Below are 17,469 nucleotides of genomic sequence, written 5' to 3' on the forward strand. Positions count from 1 at the left end.
AGAGGAGGGGAGCGTGCGTGTCCACCCCTGAGAACCTGCGGGAACCGATGCCGCAGCGGCCGAATCCCTGGCAGCTGCTCACGGCGTTTCACCCGTCGGCACCCCGCTGGCCGGGTGCGCTGCGCGCGGCCTTGGCGATCTTTCTGCCCGGCGCGGCAGCTCTCCTTCTGGGTTTCGACAACGTCATGCTCCTCATCGCCGCCGGCGGCTGCACCGTCATCTACGGCGAGGGCCACCCCTACCGGGCGCGCTGGCGCGTGATGGTCATCGCCGGCGGCCTGCTCACCCTCGGCACCACCGGCGGCGCGTTCGTCGGCAGTACCGCTTGGGAGCAGATCGATACCGGCGCCACCCTGTGGTGGCTGCTGCTGCCGGCCCTGTATTGCACCGCGATGGCCACCGTCGGCGCCTTCGTACAAAACGCCCTGCACCTGCGCCCGCCGGGAGCGTTTTTCATCGTCATGGTCTCCGGCGGCGCGACGATGGTCGCCCGCCTCGGCATCAACCCCATCGAGGTGGGCCTGTGGGCCAGCATCGGCGCGGCCACCGGTGTGCTCCTCGGTATCGCGCCGGCGCTTTTCGACGCCCACGCCCCCGAACGCCGCGCCGTCATCAACCTTGATAAAGCCGTCGCCGACTTCGAGGCCGCCGAAGAGCCCACCCTGTCGCAGCGCCACCAGGCCGCCGACGCCCTCGCCGCAGCGTGGGAGGCCCTCGGTGACGCCGGGGTCATCCACGCCGGGAGCATCGCCAAACCGGAGCTGACCTACCTGGTCACCCGCACCCGCGAATCCCAGCTGCGGCTGGCGCGGCGCACCGCAGAGCTGGGCATGAACCTCAGCGACACCGACCGGCTGACCGATTCCCCGAGCCTGGTCGATCCCTCGCGCGCCGCGATCCCGCATACGCGCCCGTCGAATAGCTACCGGATCTACCGCTCGCTGGATCCGAACTCGCACTCCATGATCACCGCGCAGAAGGTCATGATCGCCAGCCTCGCCGCAGCGGTCATCGGCATCGCGTTCGGGTTTACCCGCCCCGACTGGGCGATCGTCTCCGCGCTGCTCACGCTGCAGTGGGGCCCGAACCGCTGGTCCGGACAGATCCGCGGGCTGCGCCGCGTCATCGGCTCGCTGCTGGGCATCGGGGTCTTCGCAGCGTTCCACCTCATGGGCTTAAGCGGCTGGGGCCTGCTCATCGCCCTGGCGATCTGCCAGTTCGGCGCCGAGTTCTTCGTGGTGAAGAACTACGCCCTGTGCGTCATCTTCACCACTCCCCTGGCACTGCTGCTCGGTAACTCCGTCACCGACCCGCTGGGCGAGGTCGTCGTCTCCCGCACCGTGGAGGTGCTGCTGTCCGTCGTGTTCGCCTCTCTGGCCTTGTGGTTCTGGGCCCCGCGTAGCGACGGGCGCAACCACGCCGGCCTCGTCGTCCGCGCCTTCGGGCAGATGGGCGATCTCCTCAGGGCGCTCACCACCACTTCGCCGGAGGGCGCGACCCGGCAGCGTCGCGACCTGCAGTACGAACTGCTCTCCGAACGCGCCGCGATTCTCGCCCTAGCGGAGGTCGACCGCGCCGAGGCGGCGCGGCGTTGGGACGACCACCTGCTGATCCAGCGCACCGGCTATGCCATGCTCGATTACTGTAACGCCCACAACGACCGCGAACTCTCCTTCGCCGAGCTCGTCTCGTTGGCGGAGGCGCTACGCGACGCCCGCAAGGCCCTGAGCACGAAAAGGAGCTTACCGGCATGACTCGGGAGCGTTTCACCGTCGAATACGCCCGCGCGAACGCGCAGTTGAGCATCCCCCAGGCGGCCTCCGCCGCCACGCAGCTGGCCACGGCCGTCGATCTGCAGCGCTACGAGACCTTCGACGCCATCTACGCCTTAGCTCGCAGGCTGCAGCTGCGCTCGGCCTTCGAGTGGGAGACCTACGGTTATGAACCGACCGAGGACGCGGTGCCCGTGCGCCTGGAAAGCGAGAGAAACCCGCTCGAGTGGGATACTTTTTATCTCGCCGAGCACACCAGCCGGCCCTTCCACTCGCACGAGCGGCTGCAGCCTTTCGAGGAGATCGAGCGCGATGCCCGCAAGCTGGTCACCGGCGGCGAGGCTGACTACAGCGCTCTGTTTCCCGAGCTGCCCACGCGGCGTCAGCAGATTATGGGCAACCTGTGGCGCTTGGGCGTCGTCGCCGTACCTGACCAGCAGGTCGTTGATGCGCCCTCGCGCACCGTTGCCGGCACGCGCGCCTTGGCGGGTGAGCAGCCCACCCCGGATATGACGGAGTACACCGCGTGGTGGGTCATTGGAGTCAACCCGAAGCTCGGCAAGGACATGCTGCCGGAGATCGTGCGCGCAGCCGCGGCGACGCTTATAGAGGATCATCCTGCGCGCGGAGCGGAGTCCGAGGCCGCGGCCTACCTGGCGCTCGAGAGACTGTGGATCCCGCCCCGGCGCGGCCGGACGGCCTGGTGGCGCTCCTATGCCGCCGGCGAGGCGATGCCCGCGGGCTTCGACTGGACCAGGGTGTATGAAACCGCTCAGCGCGTGGAAAACGCGTTGCGCGGGATCTAAGGCCCAGCGAGAGCACATAACATTCTTATAACGGTCTCAGTGGGCAGGCAGTGGAATTGCCGGGTTGAGGTCCTAGCCTGAAGGACATGTCTGCCACCTCCCATGCTCTGCTGAGCGGCTTTATCACCGCCTGCCTCATCGCGCTGATCGCCCTCGTCGGCCCCGAGCGCGGCACCACTTTTTCTCTCCTGATCGCCAGCGGGCTGGCCGTACCGGCGGGTGCCGGAGCCGCGAGCCTGCTGCGTCGCGAGTTGAGCAACCAGCTGGAGAGGCTGCGCGTCGATACGGTCATGGTGATCTTCACCGCCGTGCCGCTGCTCGCCGCCGGGCTGGCGGCGGTCGCCGGCCGTGAGTCCTACGCGGTGGCGCTGGTGGCCGTGGCCGTCGGCACGGCGATGTGGCGGCGCGCCGAATGGCGCACGAGCGTGCTGGCCATCGGTGGCTTCGCGGGACTCGTGACCTCCCTGTGGCTGGGCCTGGACGCGCTGCCTGTGGCCGCGGTCGTCGTCACGCTTTATGGCGCCGGGCTGGTGGCCGTGTCCTCGGCAACCGAGGAGGACCAGCAACCCGAGCTGGTGCGTGCCTCGTAGGCGCTAGTCCTCGTCGGTGGACAGCGCGGCGACGAAGGCCTCCTGAGGCACCTCGACGGAGCCGATGTTCTTCATGCGCTTCTTGCCGGCCTTCTGCTTCTCCAGAAGCTTGCGCTTACGCGAGATATCGCCGCCGTAGCACTTCGCCAGCACGTCCTTGCGCATCGCGCGGATGTTCTCGCGGGCGATGATTTTCGAGCCGATCGCCGCCTGCACCGGGACCTCGAACTGCTGGCGCGGGATGAGCTCGCGCAGCTTCTTCGTCATCTTCAACCCGTAGTGGCGGGCGTCGTCCTTGTGCACGATGGCGCTAAACGCATCGACGGGATCACCCTGCAGCAGGATGTCCACCTTGACCAGATCCGCCTCCTGCTCGCCGGCCTCCTCGTAGTTCAGGGAGGCATAGCCGCGGGTGCGGGATTTCAACATGTCGAAGAAGTCGAAGATGATCTCACCGAGCGGCATGATGTAGCGCAGCTCGACGCGCTCCTCGGAGAGGTATTCCATGTTCTTCATCTGGCCGCGCTTCATCTGGCACAGCTCCATCGTGGGGCCGACGAACTCGGCGGGCACGATGATGGTCATGTTAACGATCGGCTCGTAGACCGCCCGGTTCTTACCCTCCGGCCACTCCGAGGGGTTGTGGACGACTATTTCCTCGCCAGACTCGGTGACCACGCGGTAGGACACGCTCGGGGCCGTCGAGATGAGGTTGAGGTCGAACTCGCGCTCCAAGCGCACCCGGGTGATCTCCATGTGCAAAAGGCCCAAAAAGCCGCAGCGGAAACCGAAGCCGAGCGCCACGGAGGTCTCCGGCTCGTAGGTGAGCGAGGCGTCGTTGAGCTGGAGCTTTTCCAGCGCGTCCCGCAGGTCCGGGAACTCCGCCTGGGTGACGGGGAACAGGCCCGAATACACCATGGGGTTCGGGTCTTCGTAGCCGGCGAGGGGCTTTTCGGCACCGTCGTTCGCCCAGGTGATGGTGTCGCCGACCTTGGTTTCGCGGACGTCCTTCACACCGGTGATGACGTACCCGACTTCGCCGGGGCCTAAGCCCTCGCACGGCTTGGGGGTGGGCGATACGACGCCGATCTCCAAGATCTCGTGCGTGGTGCCGGTGGCCATCATCTTGACCTTCTGGCGCGGCTTGAGAGTGCCATCCATCATGCGGATGTAGGTGACCACGCCGCGGTAGGTGTCGTAGACCGAGTCGAAGATGAGCGCGCGGGCTGGCGCGTCGTGCTCCGCCTCGGTGGCCGGGGCGGGCACGAGCTCGCAGAGGCGGTCGAGCAGCTCCGGCACACCCTCGCCGGTCTTGCCCGAGACGCGTAGGACGTCCTCCGGCTCGCAGCCGATGATGTGGGCGATCTCGTCGGCGTACTTGTCGGGATCGGCGGCCGGCAGGTCGATCTTGTTCAGCACCGGGATGATCTCGAGGTCTTTGTCCATGGCGAGGTAAAGGTTCGCCAAGGTCTGGGCCTCGATGCCCTGGGCGGCGTCGACGAGCAAGATGGCGCCCTCACAGGCCTCGAGGGCGCGGGAGACCTCGTACGTGAAGTCGACGTGGCCGGGGGTGTCGATCATCTGCAGGACCATGTTCTCGCCCTCGAGCACGCCGGAGCGCGGAACCCACGGCAGGCGCACGTTCTGTGCCTTAATGGTGATGCCCCGCTCGCGCTCGATGTCCATGTTGTCGAGGTACTGGTCCCGCATGTCCCGGTCCGCCACGACGGCCGACAGCTGCAGGATACGGTCCGCCAGCGTGGACTTACCGTGGTCGATGTGCGCGATGATGCAGAAGTTACGGATCTGCTCTAGGTCCGTGAACGTGCTCTCCGCGAAATTGGTGCCCATAACTCCCTTACAGTATCGGTCCCGACGGCGAGGCCCTAACCGCACCCACCCTATACCCAGCGTCCTTTCGACTCGTGGCCGGAAGGCGTAAAGTGAGTGTTCAAACCCACACTACGAAAACGACCCGAGCAGGACTGATTCCATGTTATTCGGCGGGCTGCGCTCCCGCGGCAAAGAGCAGGGCGATCACACGAAGCGTTCCCAACTCAAAAGGCGTCTACTGCCGTCCGTCCCTTCGCCTGTCGAGGATGTCGCCACCCTCCGCAGCCGCATGGGGCTGACTCGTTCGGACAACTCTGCCGAGAAAACGCACAAGGTCGCCCCGATCAAGGTGCACCCCACCGGAAAGCGCGCCCGGGCACTGATTTACGGCCCAGATATCGACGGCCCCGCCGACGCCGGCGAAATCGTCTGGCTAAGGGTACCCGAAAACGGTCCGAACCAACCGCCCGTCGAGCGGGCCATACTCGTCGTCGGACGCAGCATGAACCAGGAGCTGCTCGGGCTGTTGATCTCCCCCGCCCCCGAACACGCCGACGAGGAGAACTGGTTCCCCATCGGCTCCGGGCAGTGGCAGCCCACCGGCGAGCCCTGCTGGCTACGCTTGGACCGCATCATCCAGGTGCCGGAGAACTGGGTGCGCCGCCAGGGCGCGCTGTTCCCCGAGCGCCGCTTCGAAAGGCTGGCGCGGGTGCTGCGGGAGCGTTTCGACTGGTCCTGATTTGGTGTCTCGACCTGTCCTGCTGCTACGCTAAGCAAGGTTATCCGCCGACCGGCGCGATCGCGTGTCCAGGCGGGCAGGACCTTGGGTCCGCCTTCACGAAAGAGACACGTGTCAAGCTCCTCCGCCACGGTGGGTCGCAGCACATAGTAATGCCGACAGTCAAGAGGTAATTGTCATGCCGAACATCAAGCAGCAGAAGAAGCGCGTTCTCACCAACGAGAAGCGCCGTCAGCGCAACAAGGCTATCCGCTCCGCCGTGCGCACCGAGATCCGCAAGTTCCGCGAGGCCGTCGCCACCGGTGACAAGGAGAAGTCCGGCGAGCAGCTGCGCGTCGCTTCCCGCAAGCTCGACAAGGCCGTGTCCAAGGGCGTCTTCCACCGCAACACCGCGGCCAACAAGAAGTCCAATATGGCCCGCGCCTACAACAAGATGGACTAGTCTTCGGACTAGCTTGGGCTCTTCGCCCTGCATCAACTAAAAGGCCCGCTCCCCTGGTTTTCGGGGTGCGGGCCTTTTAGTTTTCTTCGGTCTGTGCCTGTATCGCGTTTGTGCGCCCACCGCCTGTATTATCAGCAGACCCCGGGGCTTCACCCCGTAGTGCGAAAGCTTCGTGAGCCTAGGGTCAGATGCGGTTTGTTCGTAGCGCTTATCCGGCAAAACGGTAGCGACGGTTTCCGGATAGTCGATAGCATCCATCCGGCCCCGGCCGCCACGATCCAGCCTCGGTGGCGCAGCAGGCTCCCAGCTTTCAGCAGACCTCGAGCGCGGCGGCACTAGCGTTCGCCGCACGGTGGAAGTGACAGTGTGTCCTGGAGTGTGCCCCGCGGGCCTATGAGTTTCCCGGAATTTATCGATTCCCGATTACGCACGTGCGTAAAAACCCGGTCCGCACTATGCCGCGGCATAGTCGCGTAGGTGACACCCGTTTCTTCACCTCGGCCACTAGCCCAAGGCGGAGCGGTCCAGAAACTCTCTTCGGGCCGATCGCCAAAATGCGAGGAACACTCAGGCAAGGGCATTCCGGGCTCAACGGCTACCACCAGGCCCAAAAACTCTACGCGGAAGAACAACACCCAAAGCTCACTCCCAGCTGGGGTGTGCAACGGCTGGGGTCGATGTGCTCAGACGATAGCGGGCCAACGAACGCTAGGTCAACAGCCCATGCGCGCCGTTGAACGCGAGTGTCACGCCCGCAACCACGAAGAACAGGCCAGCACCGATATCGATGAACGGTCCGGCACGCAGAAGCCGGCGCCGCACCGCGTTCGTCGAGACCACCAGCGCCAGGCTCAGCTGCACCGCCAGCGCCGAGAGCGAGAGCACCAGCACCACAACGACCGCCTGCCACACCGTCGGCTGCGGGGGAAGCAGCGGCGCTATCATCGCGGATAAAAAGAGCACGATCTTGGGGTTGGACAGATTCGTCGCCAAGCCGGAGAGATACGCCTGGCGCAGCCTTCCGAGGCGCGCCTCCGCCTCGTCTAGGTCCACCGGCCGGGTCGTGCGATCCTTCCAGCCGCCGATGAGCATGCGAATGCCCATGTAGATCAGCCAGCCGCCACCCACGAGCTGCACGATCTCTAAGGCCTCGGGGAAGGCCGTGAGCAGCGCCGCCGCCCCCAAGACCGTCAGCGCGCACCAGAACACCACGCCGGTCTGGATGCCGGCGGTCACGGCCACCGCGTGCCGACGCGAGCGCGTCGCGGTCCGCGTGATCAGGATGATGTCGGGGCCTGGAGATAAAGCGCCCACCACGTTCAGCGCGGCGAGCAGAAGAAGGTTGCCGACGCTCACTTCTGCTCGGCGTTCAAGCGTTCCAGCAGGTCGTCGCGGCCGAACATGGTCGCGGTCTCCACGGCCGTGGGGTGGCCGACGGTGGGGTCGGCGCCGGCGTCGATAAGCACGTCGACCACATCGTCGTACTTCTTAAAGATCGCTCCTGCCAGCGGCGCCTGGTTGTGCTTGTTGCGCTTATCGACGTCCGCGCCCACCTCAATAAGGCCGCGGACTAGGTCGGCGTGACCTCGGTAAGCGGCGAGCATGAGGAAGGTGTTGCCGTCCTGGTTCATGAGGTCGACGTTGACGCCCTGACGGACGTAGTCCACGAGGTCGGTGTTGCCCTCGCGTGCCATTTTAAACAGACGATGCACGAGGTCCTGGACGTCAGAGGGAAGTTCTTCAGTGTGCTCATCGGACATGATGACCATCCTAACCGGCGAGCTTTGCTATGCGACGCACCGCATTCTCCACCGCGAATTCGATATCCCCGCCCTCGCCTTTGGCGACGGCATCCAGATCCGCGACGATGATCACGGCCTCGGAGACATTGTCGCCGGACCAGCGCCGGGCGGTCCGCATCGCCTTCTCGACGGCGAAAGGCGGCATCCCCAGCTGGCCGGCGAGCTGCCGAGCGTTGCCACCGCGGGTGGAGTAGAGCCTTGCTATGGCGCCGACCTTCTGGCCGAGCGCCGCCGCCAGCGCCACCGGGCTGTGCCCGAGTTGCAGCGCCCGGCGCGTCGAGGCCAGCGCCTTCGCGGCGTGCCCGGCCACGGCGAGATCCGCGATGTCGAAGCCTCTCACCTCCGCGACACCCGAGTAGTAGGTGCGCACGGCCTCGTCGGTGACCTCACCGCCGGTATCGGCCACCAGCTGAGAGATCGCCCCAGCCAGCTCCCGCAGGTCCGAGCCGACACCCTCGAGCAGGGTGTTCACGACATCCGGGGTGGGCCGCACCCCGTGGCGCTGGAACTCCGCGCTCGCCCACCGGTGCAGGTCCTTCTGCTTGATCGGATCGGCGCGGTGCACGGTGGCGGCCTTCTCGAACTTCGGCACAAGGTTCTTGTTCCGCCCTCCGCCGGTGTGCTGGATGATCATAAAGATGCCCGGGGCGGGGTCGACGGCGGTCTTGAGCAGCAGCTCGAGCGGCTCTTTCCCGGCGGCCTCGGCGTGGGTGACCACGATGATCCGGTCCTCCGCGAACAGCGAGGGGCTGGTCAGCTCGATGATCTCGGCGGCGGTGATCTCGCTGGCGCGCAGATCGGAACGCTCCGCGGCGGGGCTGAGCTGGTCGATGATCTCGCGGCGGGCGCGCTCGGCGAGGAACTCGTCCTCGCCGACGATGAAGTGGACCTGATCCATGGCCTCCATCCTAGAATCCCTTCTAGAACCGGCCATCCTGCGCCCTTTGGGTGCCATCGCGCAGCAGCTCGACCACCCCGTCGCGCTCCGGGTAGAACACGGCGACCCCCTCGCGGGTGACCGTCGGATGCTCCGCCGGCGGGCCGCGGGCGTCCTCGACGACGATGAGTTGCGTGCCGGGCGGGACGTTCTCGATCTCCTCTTCGGTACTCACCGTCACCGCGCGGATCTCAGAGAGATCCACGGCAGGCGCGCGCCGCTCCGGGCTCCACAGCAACACGAAGCCGACCGCCACGACCAGACTGGTGCTCAGCACCCGGCCGCTGATCAGCCCGGTGATGATCCAGCCGTAGCCGATGAGCACGCCCACCGGATCGAGCTCGACCGTCACCACCGGCACGGCCGCGGCGATTACGGCCACGGTGTGAATCCACCAGGTCAGCGGCGCGGCCGCGAGGATGAACGGCGCCGCCAGGGGCCCGGCGGCCGCAGCGGTGATCCCCAGGATGGTCACCGGGGCGGCGGCCGGGGCGACGAGGATATTCGCCACCACCGCCACCACCGAGACCTCCCCCACCATCAGCGAGATGATCGGCATGGTGAGCACGTCGGCGGCCACGGCGATGGCGATGGCCCGGGCGACGATGGGTGGGAGGTGGGCGTCGATGAGCGGGGCGGCGATCACGGGGCTGATGAGGATGATGCCGACGGTCGCCGCCACCGACAGCGCGAAGCCGTAGTTGACCGCGAGGTGCGGCTGCACCAGCAGGAGCACGAGGATCGCGAGCGCGAGCGCGTGCAGGGGTTGCGCGCGCGTGGAGGCCACGACGGCGACGAGCCCGACCAAGCCGGTCACCCCGGCGCGCAGGACGGAAGGTTCGGTGCCCACGAGCAGGATGTAGACAGCCAGGACGATGAGCGCGCACGCCGTTTGCACCCTCGGGCCGACCCCCACGGCGCGGCACAGCAGCAGCGCGGCGGTGGTGACGATGGCGACGTTCGCCCCCGAGACCGCCGACAGGTGCGAGAGGCCGGTAATCCGGTAGAGCTCCTCGGCCTCCGCGGGTTGCAGGGAGGTATCGCCGAGCGCCATGCCGGGTAGAAGGCCGCGGTGCTCGCCGTCGAGAAGCTTCTCGACGCTTAGCGTCAACCGCTCGCGCACCGCCGCGGCGAAGGCCAGCGGGCCGGTGGGATCGGCCACGGAGGTGATCTCGCCGTGGGCGATCTTGCCCCCGAGGCTTAAGCGGGAAGACTCGGAAACTTCGGCGGTGATCTCCACCCGCGCGCCGGTGGCAAGGTCCGCGATCACCGGGTCGTCGCTAAAAACGGTCAGCGGTTCCGGATAGCCGCGGGTATGCACGCTGAGATGCCCCTCGCCGGGTGCGGTGGCGACCGTAGCCGAAAAGCTCGGGCCCTGCGCGAAGTTCTCCGCCCGCCACCGAGCCACCCAGGCGCCGGTTATCCCCAGCGTAGACACCAGAGCCACCAACACCGCCTGGCCGTAGTGGCGCAGCCCGGCAAACACCGCGGCAACCACCCCGATCACCACGAGCGCCCACAAGGCTCGCTCGGTGAGCACCAGGGTGATCAGCGCAGCCCACAGGCTCAAGGCGGCGGGAACGAGACGCAGCTCCACCGGGCTTAGAGGGTGACCTCGTCTTTGAGGGCCTCGAACTTCGCGGGCCCGATGCCGGAGACCTCCAGAAGCTCGTCGATCTCCCGGAAGCCGCCGTGTTCTTCCCGGTAGGCGATAATCGCGGCCGCCGTGGCCTCGCCGATGCCCTTAAGCGTGGTCAGCTCGCTGGCGTCGGCGGAGTTCAGCGAGATGCCTCCCCCGCCGCCGCTGACCGCCGGGGTGCCTCCGGGAGGGGGTGCCGCCCCGACCGCGGGGACCACGATCTGCTGGCCATCGACGATGAGTTGGGCCTGGTTGAGGGCGGCGGGGTCGGCGCCGTCGGTCAGGCCTCCGGCTGCGGTGAGGGCGTCGGCGATGCGGGCTCCGTCGACAAGCGTGACTAAGCCGGGTTCGTGGACCTCGCCGACAACGGAGACGACGATCTCGCCCCCGGTCTCCTCCTCCGCGCCGACGTGGGCGAGCGCGGGGGCGTCGAGGGTATCGGGACTGCCGCGAAACAGGGCGTGCGCGACGACGAGGCCGATGATCACGGCCACGACCGCGGCGGCGGCGAGCGCCAGTTTCGGGGAGACGGACAGGCGCGGGTAGGAGACGTTCATCTTGATCTCCTCCCCGGTGGGGCGGGTGAGATCGCTGAGGCGGTCGATTACTTCTCTGCTCATGGCGCGCACGCTACCGGGATGCCCACGTGCGCGCGGAGGAGCTGTGGATAACCCCGACGAAAGCGTGACGAAAACCCGCCTAATCGCCGTCTGACTCGGAGTTATCCACAGATTCGGCGGCGAAGACTGCAGAGACCCCCACTGCTCCGGTACCGGCGTGCACAGCGAGGGCCTCCGACATGGGGATGACCATGAAGCTGGTTTCGGCGGTGAGGACGTCGTCGAGAAGATCGCGCAGGTCCTCGGCGGCGACGGGGGCGTCGTTGTGCTGGATGGCCACGAACGCCGGCTGGTGGTCGGCGCGCTCGGCGACGAGCTCGACAAGCTTGGTAAAAGCCTTCGTCTGGGTGCGGGTCTTGCCGACGAGCTCTAACCGGCCGTCGGTGACCTGCATGATCGGCTTGGTCGCCAGGGTGGCGGCCGAGAGCATCGCCTGGCCGGTCGACAGCCGCCCGCCGCGCCGGATGTCGTCGATCTTATGCAGATACACCCAGGTCACGGCCCTCGCCAGGGTGGCGCGGGCGGTCTCGGCGCAGGAAGCCAAGTCCTCGCCCTGCTGGGCGCACTTCGCCGCGGCCATCGCGGCGGCACCGATCGCCATGCCGACGGTGCTCGTCTGCACGACCTCGACCAGCCCGTCGAACACGGCGGCCGCGGCGATGGCCGAAGACTCCGTCGAGCTCAACGCGCCGGGCACGTGCAGGGCGACCACGCCGTCGTCGCCGCCGCGCTCAAGCTGCCGCGCATAGGCGGCGACCAGCTCTAAGGTGCTCAGCCCCGAGGTAGTCGTCTCGATGCTGTCTTTGACCTCCCGGGTCAGCACATGCAGATCGACGACGGTGATGTCGAGTTCCTCGACGATCTCCGGGGGCAGGCCGGCGGAAGAGTCGGTGACGATGCGTACAGCCATGGCTTAGATGTCTCCCAATCCGATATTCCACCCGTTGAGATACCACTGGGCCGACGTCCCGCCGCCCGGCGCGAAGTCCGGGCTGAGCGACTCGGCGGATTCCACCGCCGGGTTGAAGGCGGGCCGGGCGCTGAGCACCGCGAAATGCGTGTTGGAGAGGCTGCCTAAAAGGGGGAACATGGGCGTCGAAAAGCCTAACAGCGAGCCGGCGAGCGCCGAGATCGTGCCGCCGTGAGCGACCACCAGCACGGCGGAGTTGTTCCAGTCGTCGAAGGTGGCCATGAGCTCGTCGATCACGCGGCGGGCGCGCTGGGCGACTTGGATGCGCGACTCCCCGCCCGGCGGGGCCCAGGTCGGGTCGTGGCGCCAGTAGACGCGGGCGCCCGGGTAGCGGACGTCGACCTCGTCGTGGTGCATATCCTGCCACTCGCCGAGGTGGGTTTCGCGCAGGCGGGGATCGATGGTGACCTCGACGCCGATGCGCTCGCCGACCACGCGGGCGGTATCCGCGGCGCGGGACAGATCAGAGGCGATGACCTTGGAGATCTCCCGGCCCTCGAGCATCTCGGCGACCCGGTGGGCGCCCTCGAGGCCGGCCTCGGACAGGTGGGTATCTAACTGTCCCTGCATGCGGCGGGTGGCGTTGTGGTCGGTCTGCCCGTGGCGGAGCAGGTAGAGGCGGCGGGTCATCTAGACCTCATCGCCCGCCAGCGGAATGTCGTCGATGGATTCGACGCTTCGGGTATCCACATCGTCGGCGTATGCGCCGGGACGCTCGAAGTTCTCCACGCCCTCTATCCCGATGAGCGGGCAGTCCGCATACAGGCGATCGAGCCCGTAGAACTCGCGTTCCTGGCTGCGCTGGACGTGGACGACGAACTGGCCATAATCGAGCAGCACCCAGCGGCTTTCGTTTTGGCCCTCGCGGCGCAGAGGCTCCGAGCCGACGCCGGTGAGCCCGTCTTCGATCTCCTCGACCACCGCGCGGACCTGGCGTTCGTTGCCCGCGGTGACGACGACGAAGATATCCGCGATCGCCATGACGTCGGAGACGTCGTAGACAGCGATCGACTCGCCGCCGCGCTCATACGCCGAGCGGGCGGCGACGTGGGCCAGTTCGATGGATTTCTCAGAAGCGGTCAAGAGCTGTTGCCTTCGTATCGACGATTGACTACTTTTTAAGATTCTTTCACGAAACCCCTGCTGTTACCTAGTTCGCGCTGTGCCGATCCGCGTAGAGCCCGTTCTTGGTGATGTATTGCACCACCCCATCCGGCACGAGATACCACACGGGGCGCCCCGTGGCAGCGCGCTCGCGGCAGTCGGTGGAGGAAATCGCCATGGCGGGGACGTCGATAAGCTCGACGCGCTGCTGCTTTTCCGGCGGCAGCATCTTCTCGCTGAGCTCGTAGCCGGGGCGGGTCACCCCGACGAAGGTCGCTAGGTCGAACATCGACTCCCAGTCCCGCCAGGAGAGAATCGAGCCCAAGGCGTCGGCGCCGGTGATGAAAAAGAGCTCGGCATCCGGGTGCTGGGCCCGCAGATCCTCGAGGGTATCGACGGTATAGGTCGGGCCCTCGCGGTCGATGTCTACGCGGGAGACGTGGAAGCGCGGGTTCGAGGCGGTGGCGATCACCGTCATGAGGTAGCGGTGCTCCGCCGGGGTGACGGAGCGCTCCGCCTTCTGCCACGGCTGGCCGGTGGGCACGAAGACGACCTTCTCGAGCGCGAAGCGGTCGGCGACCTCGCTGGCGGCGACGAGGTGGCCGTGGTGGATGGGATCGAACGTGCCGCCCATGATCCCGATGCGTCGGCTCACGGGCGGGTGTGTCCAGTGCCCTCGAGGATCCACTTGGTGCTGGTCAGCTCCGGCAGGGCCATCGGGCCGCGGGCGTGCAGCTTCTGGGTGGAGATGCCGATCTCGGCGCCCATGCCGTAGACCTCGCCGTCGGTGAACGCGGTCGACGCGTTGATCATGACGGCGGCCGCGTCGATCTCGTTGGCGAACTGCTGGCAGGTATACGCGTTCTTCGACGCGATCGCCTCGGTGTGGCCGGTGCTGTAGCGGGTGATGTGCTCGACGGCGCCGTCGATACCCTCGACCACCTTCGCGGCGATGTCGAAGGAGAGGTACTCGTCGGTCCAGTCACTCTCGGTGGCCTCGACGATGTCGGTGGCGCCGAAGGCCTCGAGCTCGGAGACCTCGCCGTGGACGGTCACGCCCGTCTCCTGCAGCGCGGTGATGATGCGCTTCTTGTCGGCGTCGTCCAACGCGACGTCGATGAGCACCACCTCGGTGGCGTTGCACACCGAGCACCGGCGGGTCTTGCCGTTGAGCAGCATCTCGATCGCGGAATCCAACTCCGCGTCGCGGTCGATGTAGAAGTGGCAGTTACCGGTGCCGGTCTCGATGGCGAGAACGGTCGCGCCGGTGACGACGGCGTCGATAAGCTTCGCCCCGCCGCGCGGGATGACCACATCCACCAGCCCGCGCGCCGTGATCAGGTCCTTCACCGAGTCGTGGGACTCGCACGGCAGCAGCTGGACGGTCTCGCGCGGCAGGTCATGGGCGGCGGCGACGTCCTGCAAGATCTCGACGAGCTTCTCGTTCGACCGGCGCGCCGATTTCGAGCCGCGCAGAAGCGGCACGTTGCCGGACTTCAGCGCCAGGCCGAAGGCGTCGACGGTGACGTTCGGGCGGGCCTCGTAGACCATGCCCATCACGCCGAGGGGGACGCGGACCTGCTTCATCTGGATGCCGTTATCCATGGTGCGGCCCTGCAGGACCTCGCCGACGGGGTCGCTCAGCGAGGCGACCTGGCGCAAACCGTCGGCGATGCCGGCGATGCGGTTGTCGTCGAGACGCAGGCGGTCGATGAGCGAGTCGGCCATTCCGGCCTTTTCACCGGCGGTGATATCCGCCTTGTTCGCCTCGATGATCTCCGCGGAGCGCTTCACCAGGGCCTCGGCGGCGGCACGGAGGAGATCGTTCTTCTCGGGCGTGGTCAGCGTGGCGATGCGCGGGGCGATCGACTTGGCGGATTCGGCCTTGGACAGAACTTCTTCTCGTTGATTCATGGCACCCCAGCCTACCGATTTCTAGTAACCGGCTTCGACGTCCACCTCCGTCGGCATCTTCTCGCCGCGCGCGAAGGCCTCGGCGTTGGCGGGCGGCGAGCTCGCCGATCGTCTCCTGCATGTACCACCCGGTGTTCGCGGTGTGCGGGGTGATGACCACGTTGTCCATCCCCCACAACGGGTGGCCGTCGGGCAGCGGCTCGGGGTCGGTGACATCGAGGCCGGCGCCGGCGATGCGCTTATCGACGAGCGCCTCCACCAAAGCGTCGGTATCCACCAAAGGCCCGCGCCCCACGTTGACGACGACAGCCGTATCCTTCATCTTCTCGAGCTTGGTGCGATCGACAAGCTGGTGGGTCTGCGCGGTCAGCGGGGTGAGCAGGACGAAGGCGTCGGCGCTTTCCCAGACGTGCTCCGCCTCCTTCAGCGGGTGGGTCTCGTCGGCGCCGGGGACGTCGTTGCCGCTGCGGTTGACCGCCACGGTGCGGGCGCCGAAAGCGTTGGCCAGCTCGATGACCTTGCGACCGATGCCGCCGGCGCCGATCACGGCGACGGTCTGGTCGCGGAACAAAAAGCGGGTCTGGGCTTCGACCTTTTCGCGGATGTCCCACGTGTTGTGGACGGCAGCCACCTTGTGCTGGTGGTTGACCGCGAGCAGCAGGGCGAGCGCGGATTCGGCGACGGTGTCGTCATAGAGCCCGGCGGCGTTGGCCCAGCGCACCTGGGAGCGCTCCATGACGCCGGAGGTCACCAGCGCGTCGACGCCGGCGAGCTGGGTCTGGATGAACTGCACTGACTTCGGCAGCGGGTCCGGAAGCTCTTCCGGCGCGGCGTTGAAGATGATGAACTCCGCCTCGTTGACGTCGTCGGTGTAGGTGTGGCCGTGGTTGCTCAAGACCTCGACGACCGTGTCCTGCTTTTCTGGGATCTGCGTGTACTTCATGCACCCAGGCTATATTTCCGGGTCCTTTGTGCGCCCAGCGTCCCGCTGAGATCAACAGTGTTGCACGCTAATGCGATATAGGTCACAATGGGAACCAGATAGGATCTAGGCAACACGATGAAGGATGGCCTCGATGTCTGCTCCCACTAGCCCCACCACCCCGGAGTTCTCCGGGATCCCGCTCGATAGGCGCACTGACTACTACCGCGTTTTCGCTGACACAGCTGGCGCGGATCTCGAGTGGTGGCAGAAAGCCCGCGACTTCTGCGCGCAGGCCCGCCCGCACGTCAATAAGGCCTGGGAGCAGGCCGATTACCACATCGCCAGCCTCGAAGACGCCGCCCGCCACGGGCTTGTCCGCGACGCGATCGACATCGACGGCGAGCCCGCCATGTCCGTGCGCGCGAACCGCCTGATCCAGATGGAACTGGCGCGCTGGGACGCCTCCACCGCCACCGCCGTGGGCGTGCAGGCCAGCCTGGCTATGCAGTCCATCAACGCTTTTGGCACCGAGCCGCAGAAGGCGAAGTACCTCGCGCCGATGTCGCGGATGGACATCCGCGGCGCCTTCGCCCTGACCGAGCCGAACCACGGCTCCGATTCCATCGCCTTAGAGACCTCCGCGGTACCCGCCGGCGATGGCTGGGTCTTAAACGGCGAGAAGCGCTGGATCGGCCAGGGCTCGGTCGGGCATATCACGGTGGTCTACGCCCGGCGTGACGACGGCCAGGTCGGCGCCTTCCTCGTCGACCAGGACGCGCCGGGGTATGAGGCGGAGACCATCACCGGCAAGGCGTCGCTGCGCGGGGTGCCGCAGGCCCACATCACGCTTGACGACGTCCACGTCCCCGAGCAAAACCGCCTCCCCGGATGCCGCTCTTTCCGCGACACGGCGAAAGTCCTCATGGGCACCCGCATCGGGGTGGCGTGGAGCGCCTTCGGCATCGGCGTCGACTGCTACGAGAAGGCCGTGGCCTATGCCTCGCAGCGCGAGCAGTTCGGCCGGCCGCTGGTGCAGAATCAGATCATCCAGCAACGGCTCTCCGACATGCTCATGGATCTGACCGCGATGGCGCTGTATTGCCGGCGGCTTCTGGAGTTGGAGGAATCCGGCGCGATGACCGAGACGCAGGCCGCACTGGCGAAGGTCCACAACACCCGCGCCGCCCGGCGCGTGGCGGCCAACGCCCGCGACTTGCTCGGAGGCAACGGCATCCTGCTCGAGCACGACGTCATCCGCCACTTCACAGACATCGAGACCCTCCACACCTACGAGGGCACCGACACCATGCAATCGCTCATCGTGGGCAAGTCCATCACCGGCGTCGGCGCTTTCACCAGCTAAAACTCGAAAGGAA

Annotated in this window: 17 protein-coding genes and 1 pseudogene; 6 read left to right on the forward strand and 12 right to left on the reverse strand. The window is 66.8% G+C overall.

The window, feature by feature from the left end:
• The first annotated feature begins 17 nt into the window (after positions 1-17).
• From C3B44_RS08815 to C3B44_RS08825, 3 genes are all read left to right on the forward strand, one after another.
• Positions 18-1,754 (forward strand): FUSC family protein, encoded by a 1,737-nt coding sequence (locus C3B44_RS08815; protein WP_235840375.1) that lies wholly within the window; start codon positions 18-20, stop codon positions 1,752-1,754.
• Positions 1,751-2,578: a hypothetical protein gene (locus tag C3B44_RS08820; protein WP_108432046.1), complete on the forward strand. Its 828-nt coding sequence runs from the start codon at positions 1,751-1,753 to the stop codon at positions 2,576-2,578. Before C3B44_RS08815 ends, C3B44_RS08820 begins: the two co-directional genes overlap by 4 nt.
• A gap of 86 nt (positions 2,579-2,664) precedes the next feature.
• Positions 2,665-3,168, forward strand: a complete 504-nt coding sequence (locus C3B44_RS08825; protein WP_108432047.1) for a hypothetical protein — start codon at positions 2,665-2,667, stop codon at positions 3,166-3,168.
• A 3-nt stretch (positions 3,169-3,171) separates the two neighbouring features.
• On the opposite strand, the gene lepA is transcribed toward C3B44_RS08825, so the two are convergent.
• Complete coding sequence (lepA, locus tag C3B44_RS08830) at positions 3,172-5,019, reverse strand: translation elongation factor 4 (RefSeq protein WP_108432048.1); 1,848 nt, start codon at positions 5,017-5,019, stop codon at positions 3,172-3,174.
• 142 nt (positions 5,020-5,161) lie between these two features.
• Here lepA and C3B44_RS08835 point away from each other — a divergent pair, with 142 nt between their 5' ends.
• Together C3B44_RS08835 and rpsT are read left to right on the forward strand one after the other, a co-directional pair.
• The gene (locus C3B44_RS08835) at positions 5,162-5,740 is read left to right on the forward strand and encodes a type II toxin-antitoxin system PemK/MazF family toxin (protein WP_108432049.1); all 579 of its coding nucleotides are present in this window, start codon (positions 5,162-5,164) and stop codon (positions 5,738-5,740) included.
• Positions 5,741-5,918: 178 nt separating this feature from the next.
• On the forward strand, positions 5,919-6,182 hold the full coding sequence (gene rpsT, locus C3B44_RS08840) for a 30S ribosomal protein S20 (protein WP_108432050.1): 264 nt from the start codon (positions 5,919-5,921) through the stop codon (positions 6,180-6,182).
• A 708-nt stretch (positions 6,183-6,890) separates the two neighbouring features.
• Here rpsT and C3B44_RS08845 read toward each other — a convergent pair.
• From C3B44_RS08845 to C3B44_RS11985, 11 genes and pseudogenes are all read right to left on the reverse strand, one after another.
• On the reverse strand, positions 6,891-7,538 hold the full coding sequence (locus tag C3B44_RS08845) for a LysE family translocator (protein ID WP_108432051.1): 648 nt from the start codon (positions 7,536-7,538) through the stop codon (positions 6,891-6,893).
• Positions 7,535-7,942, reverse strand: coding sequence for an ankyrin repeat domain-containing protein (locus tag C3B44_RS08850; RefSeq protein WP_108432629.1), 408 nt, complete (start codon positions 7,940-7,942; stop codon positions 7,535-7,537). Before C3B44_RS08850 ends, C3B44_RS08845 begins: the two co-directional genes overlap by 4 nt.
• 10 nt (positions 7,943-7,952) lie before the next feature.
• Positions 7,953-8,891: a DNA polymerase III subunit delta gene (holA, locus tag C3B44_RS08855; RefSeq protein WP_108432052.1), complete on the reverse strand. Its 939-nt coding sequence runs from the start codon at positions 8,889-8,891 to the stop codon at positions 7,953-7,955.
• A 13-nt stretch (positions 8,892-8,904) separates the two neighbouring features.
• The gene (locus C3B44_RS08860; protein ID WP_108432053.1) at positions 8,905-10,518 is read right to left on the reverse strand and encodes a ComEC/Rec2 family competence protein; all 1,614 of its coding nucleotides are present in this window, start codon (positions 10,516-10,518) and stop codon (positions 8,905-8,907) included.
• Between the two features lie 5 nt (positions 10,519-10,523).
• Positions 10,524-11,180 carry a ComEA family DNA-binding protein gene (locus C3B44_RS08865; RefSeq protein ID WP_108432054.1) on the reverse strand — a complete coding sequence of 219 codons (657 nt, stop codon included), beginning with the start codon at positions 11,178-11,180 and terminating at the stop codon, positions 10,524-10,526.
• A 79-nt stretch (positions 11,181-11,259) separates the two neighbouring features.
• A complete protein-coding gene (locus C3B44_RS08870; protein WP_108432055.1) occupies positions 11,260-12,090 on the reverse strand; it encodes a DegV family protein in 831 nt (276 codons plus the stop codon).
• A 3-nt stretch (positions 12,091-12,093) separates the two neighbouring features.
• Positions 12,094-12,780 (reverse strand): histidine phosphatase family protein, encoded by a 687-nt coding sequence (locus C3B44_RS08875; RefSeq protein ID WP_108432056.1) that lies wholly within the window; start codon positions 12,778-12,780, stop codon positions 12,094-12,096.
• Positions 12,781-13,233 carry a ribosome silencing factor gene (rsfS, locus tag C3B44_RS08880; RefSeq protein ID WP_108432057.1) on the reverse strand — a complete coding sequence of 151 codons (453 nt, stop codon included), beginning with the start codon at positions 13,231-13,233 and terminating at the stop codon, positions 12,781-12,783.
• Between the two features lie 67 nt (positions 13,234-13,300).
• Complete coding sequence (nadD, locus tag C3B44_RS08885) at positions 13,301-13,909, reverse strand: nicotinate-nucleotide adenylyltransferase (RefSeq protein ID WP_268876417.1); 609 nt, start codon at positions 13,907-13,909, stop codon at positions 13,301-13,303.
• Entirely contained in the window at positions 13,906-15,168 is a 1,263-nt protein-coding gene (locus tag C3B44_RS08890; protein WP_108432058.1) for a glutamate-5-semialdehyde dehydrogenase, read from the reverse strand. Before C3B44_RS08890 ends, nadD begins: the two co-directional genes overlap by 4 nt.
• Before the next feature lie 21 nt (positions 15,169-15,189).
• Positions 15,190-16,111: pseudogene (locus tag C3B44_RS11985) on the reverse strand (D-isomer specific 2-hydroxyacid dehydrogenase family protein).
• A 133-nt stretch (positions 16,112-16,244) separates the two neighbouring features.
• Here C3B44_RS11985 and C3B44_RS08900 point away from each other — a divergent pair.
• The gene (locus C3B44_RS08900) at positions 16,245-17,456 is read left to right on the forward strand and encodes an acyl-CoA dehydrogenase family protein (RefSeq protein WP_108432059.1); all 1,212 of its coding nucleotides are present in this window, start codon (positions 16,245-16,247) and stop codon (positions 17,454-17,456) included.
• Positions 17,457-17,469: the final 13 nt, after the last annotated feature.

Origin of the sequence: Corynebacterium yudongzhengii (assembly GCF_003065405.1) — a bacterium.
In the GTDB taxonomy this organism is placed as follows: Bacteria; Actinomycetota; Actinomycetes; order Mycobacteriales; family Mycobacteriaceae; genus Corynebacterium; species Corynebacterium yudongzhengii.

Excerpts from the sequence above, each read along its gene's own strand:
- C3B44_RS08875 (WP_108432056.1), bottom strand. The coding sequence starts at position 12,780 with ATGACCCGCCGCCTCTACCTGCTCCGCCACGGGCAGACCGACCACAAC.
- C3B44_RS08835 (WP_108432049.1), top strand. The coding sequence starts at position 5,162 with ATGTTATTCGGCGGGCTGCGCTCCCGCGGCAAAGAGCAGGGCGATCAC.
- C3B44_RS08820 (WP_108432046.1), top strand. The coding sequence starts at position 1,751 with ATGACTCGGGAGCGTTTCACCGTCGAATACGCCCGCGCGAACGCGCAG.
- lepA (WP_108432048.1), bottom strand. The coding sequence starts at position 5,019 with ATGGGCACCAATTTCGCGGAGAGCACGTTCACGGACCTAGAGCAGATC.
- rpsT (WP_108432050.1), top strand. The coding sequence starts at position 5,919 with ATGCCGAACATCAAGCAGCAGAAGAAGCGCGTTCTCACCAACGAGAAG.
- holA (WP_108432052.1), bottom strand. The coding sequence starts at position 8,891 with ATGGAGGCCATGGATCAGGTCCACTTCATCGTCGGCGAGGACGAGTTC.
- C3B44_RS08825 (WP_108432047.1), top strand. The coding sequence starts at position 2,665 with ATGTCTGCCACCTCCCATGCTCTGCTGAGCGGCTTTATCACCGCCTGC.
- C3B44_RS08890 (WP_108432058.1), bottom strand. The coding sequence starts at position 15,168 with ATGAATCAACGAGAAGAAGTTCTGTCCAAGGCCGAATCCGCCAAGTCG.
- C3B44_RS08900 (WP_108432059.1), top strand. The coding sequence starts at position 16,245 with ATGTCTGCTCCCACTAGCCCCACCACCCCGGAGTTCTCCGGGATCCCG.
- C3B44_RS08865 (WP_108432054.1), bottom strand. The coding sequence starts at position 11,180 with ATGAGCAGAGAAGTAATCGACCGCCTCAGCGATCTCACCCGCCCCACC.
- C3B44_RS08870 (WP_108432055.1), bottom strand. The coding sequence starts at position 12,090 with ATGGCTGTACGCATCGTCACCGACTCTTCCGCCGGCCTGCCCCCGGAG.
- C3B44_RS08850 (WP_108432629.1), bottom strand. The coding sequence starts at position 7,942 with ATGTCCGATGAGCACACTGAAGAACTTCCCTCTGACGTCCAGGACCTC.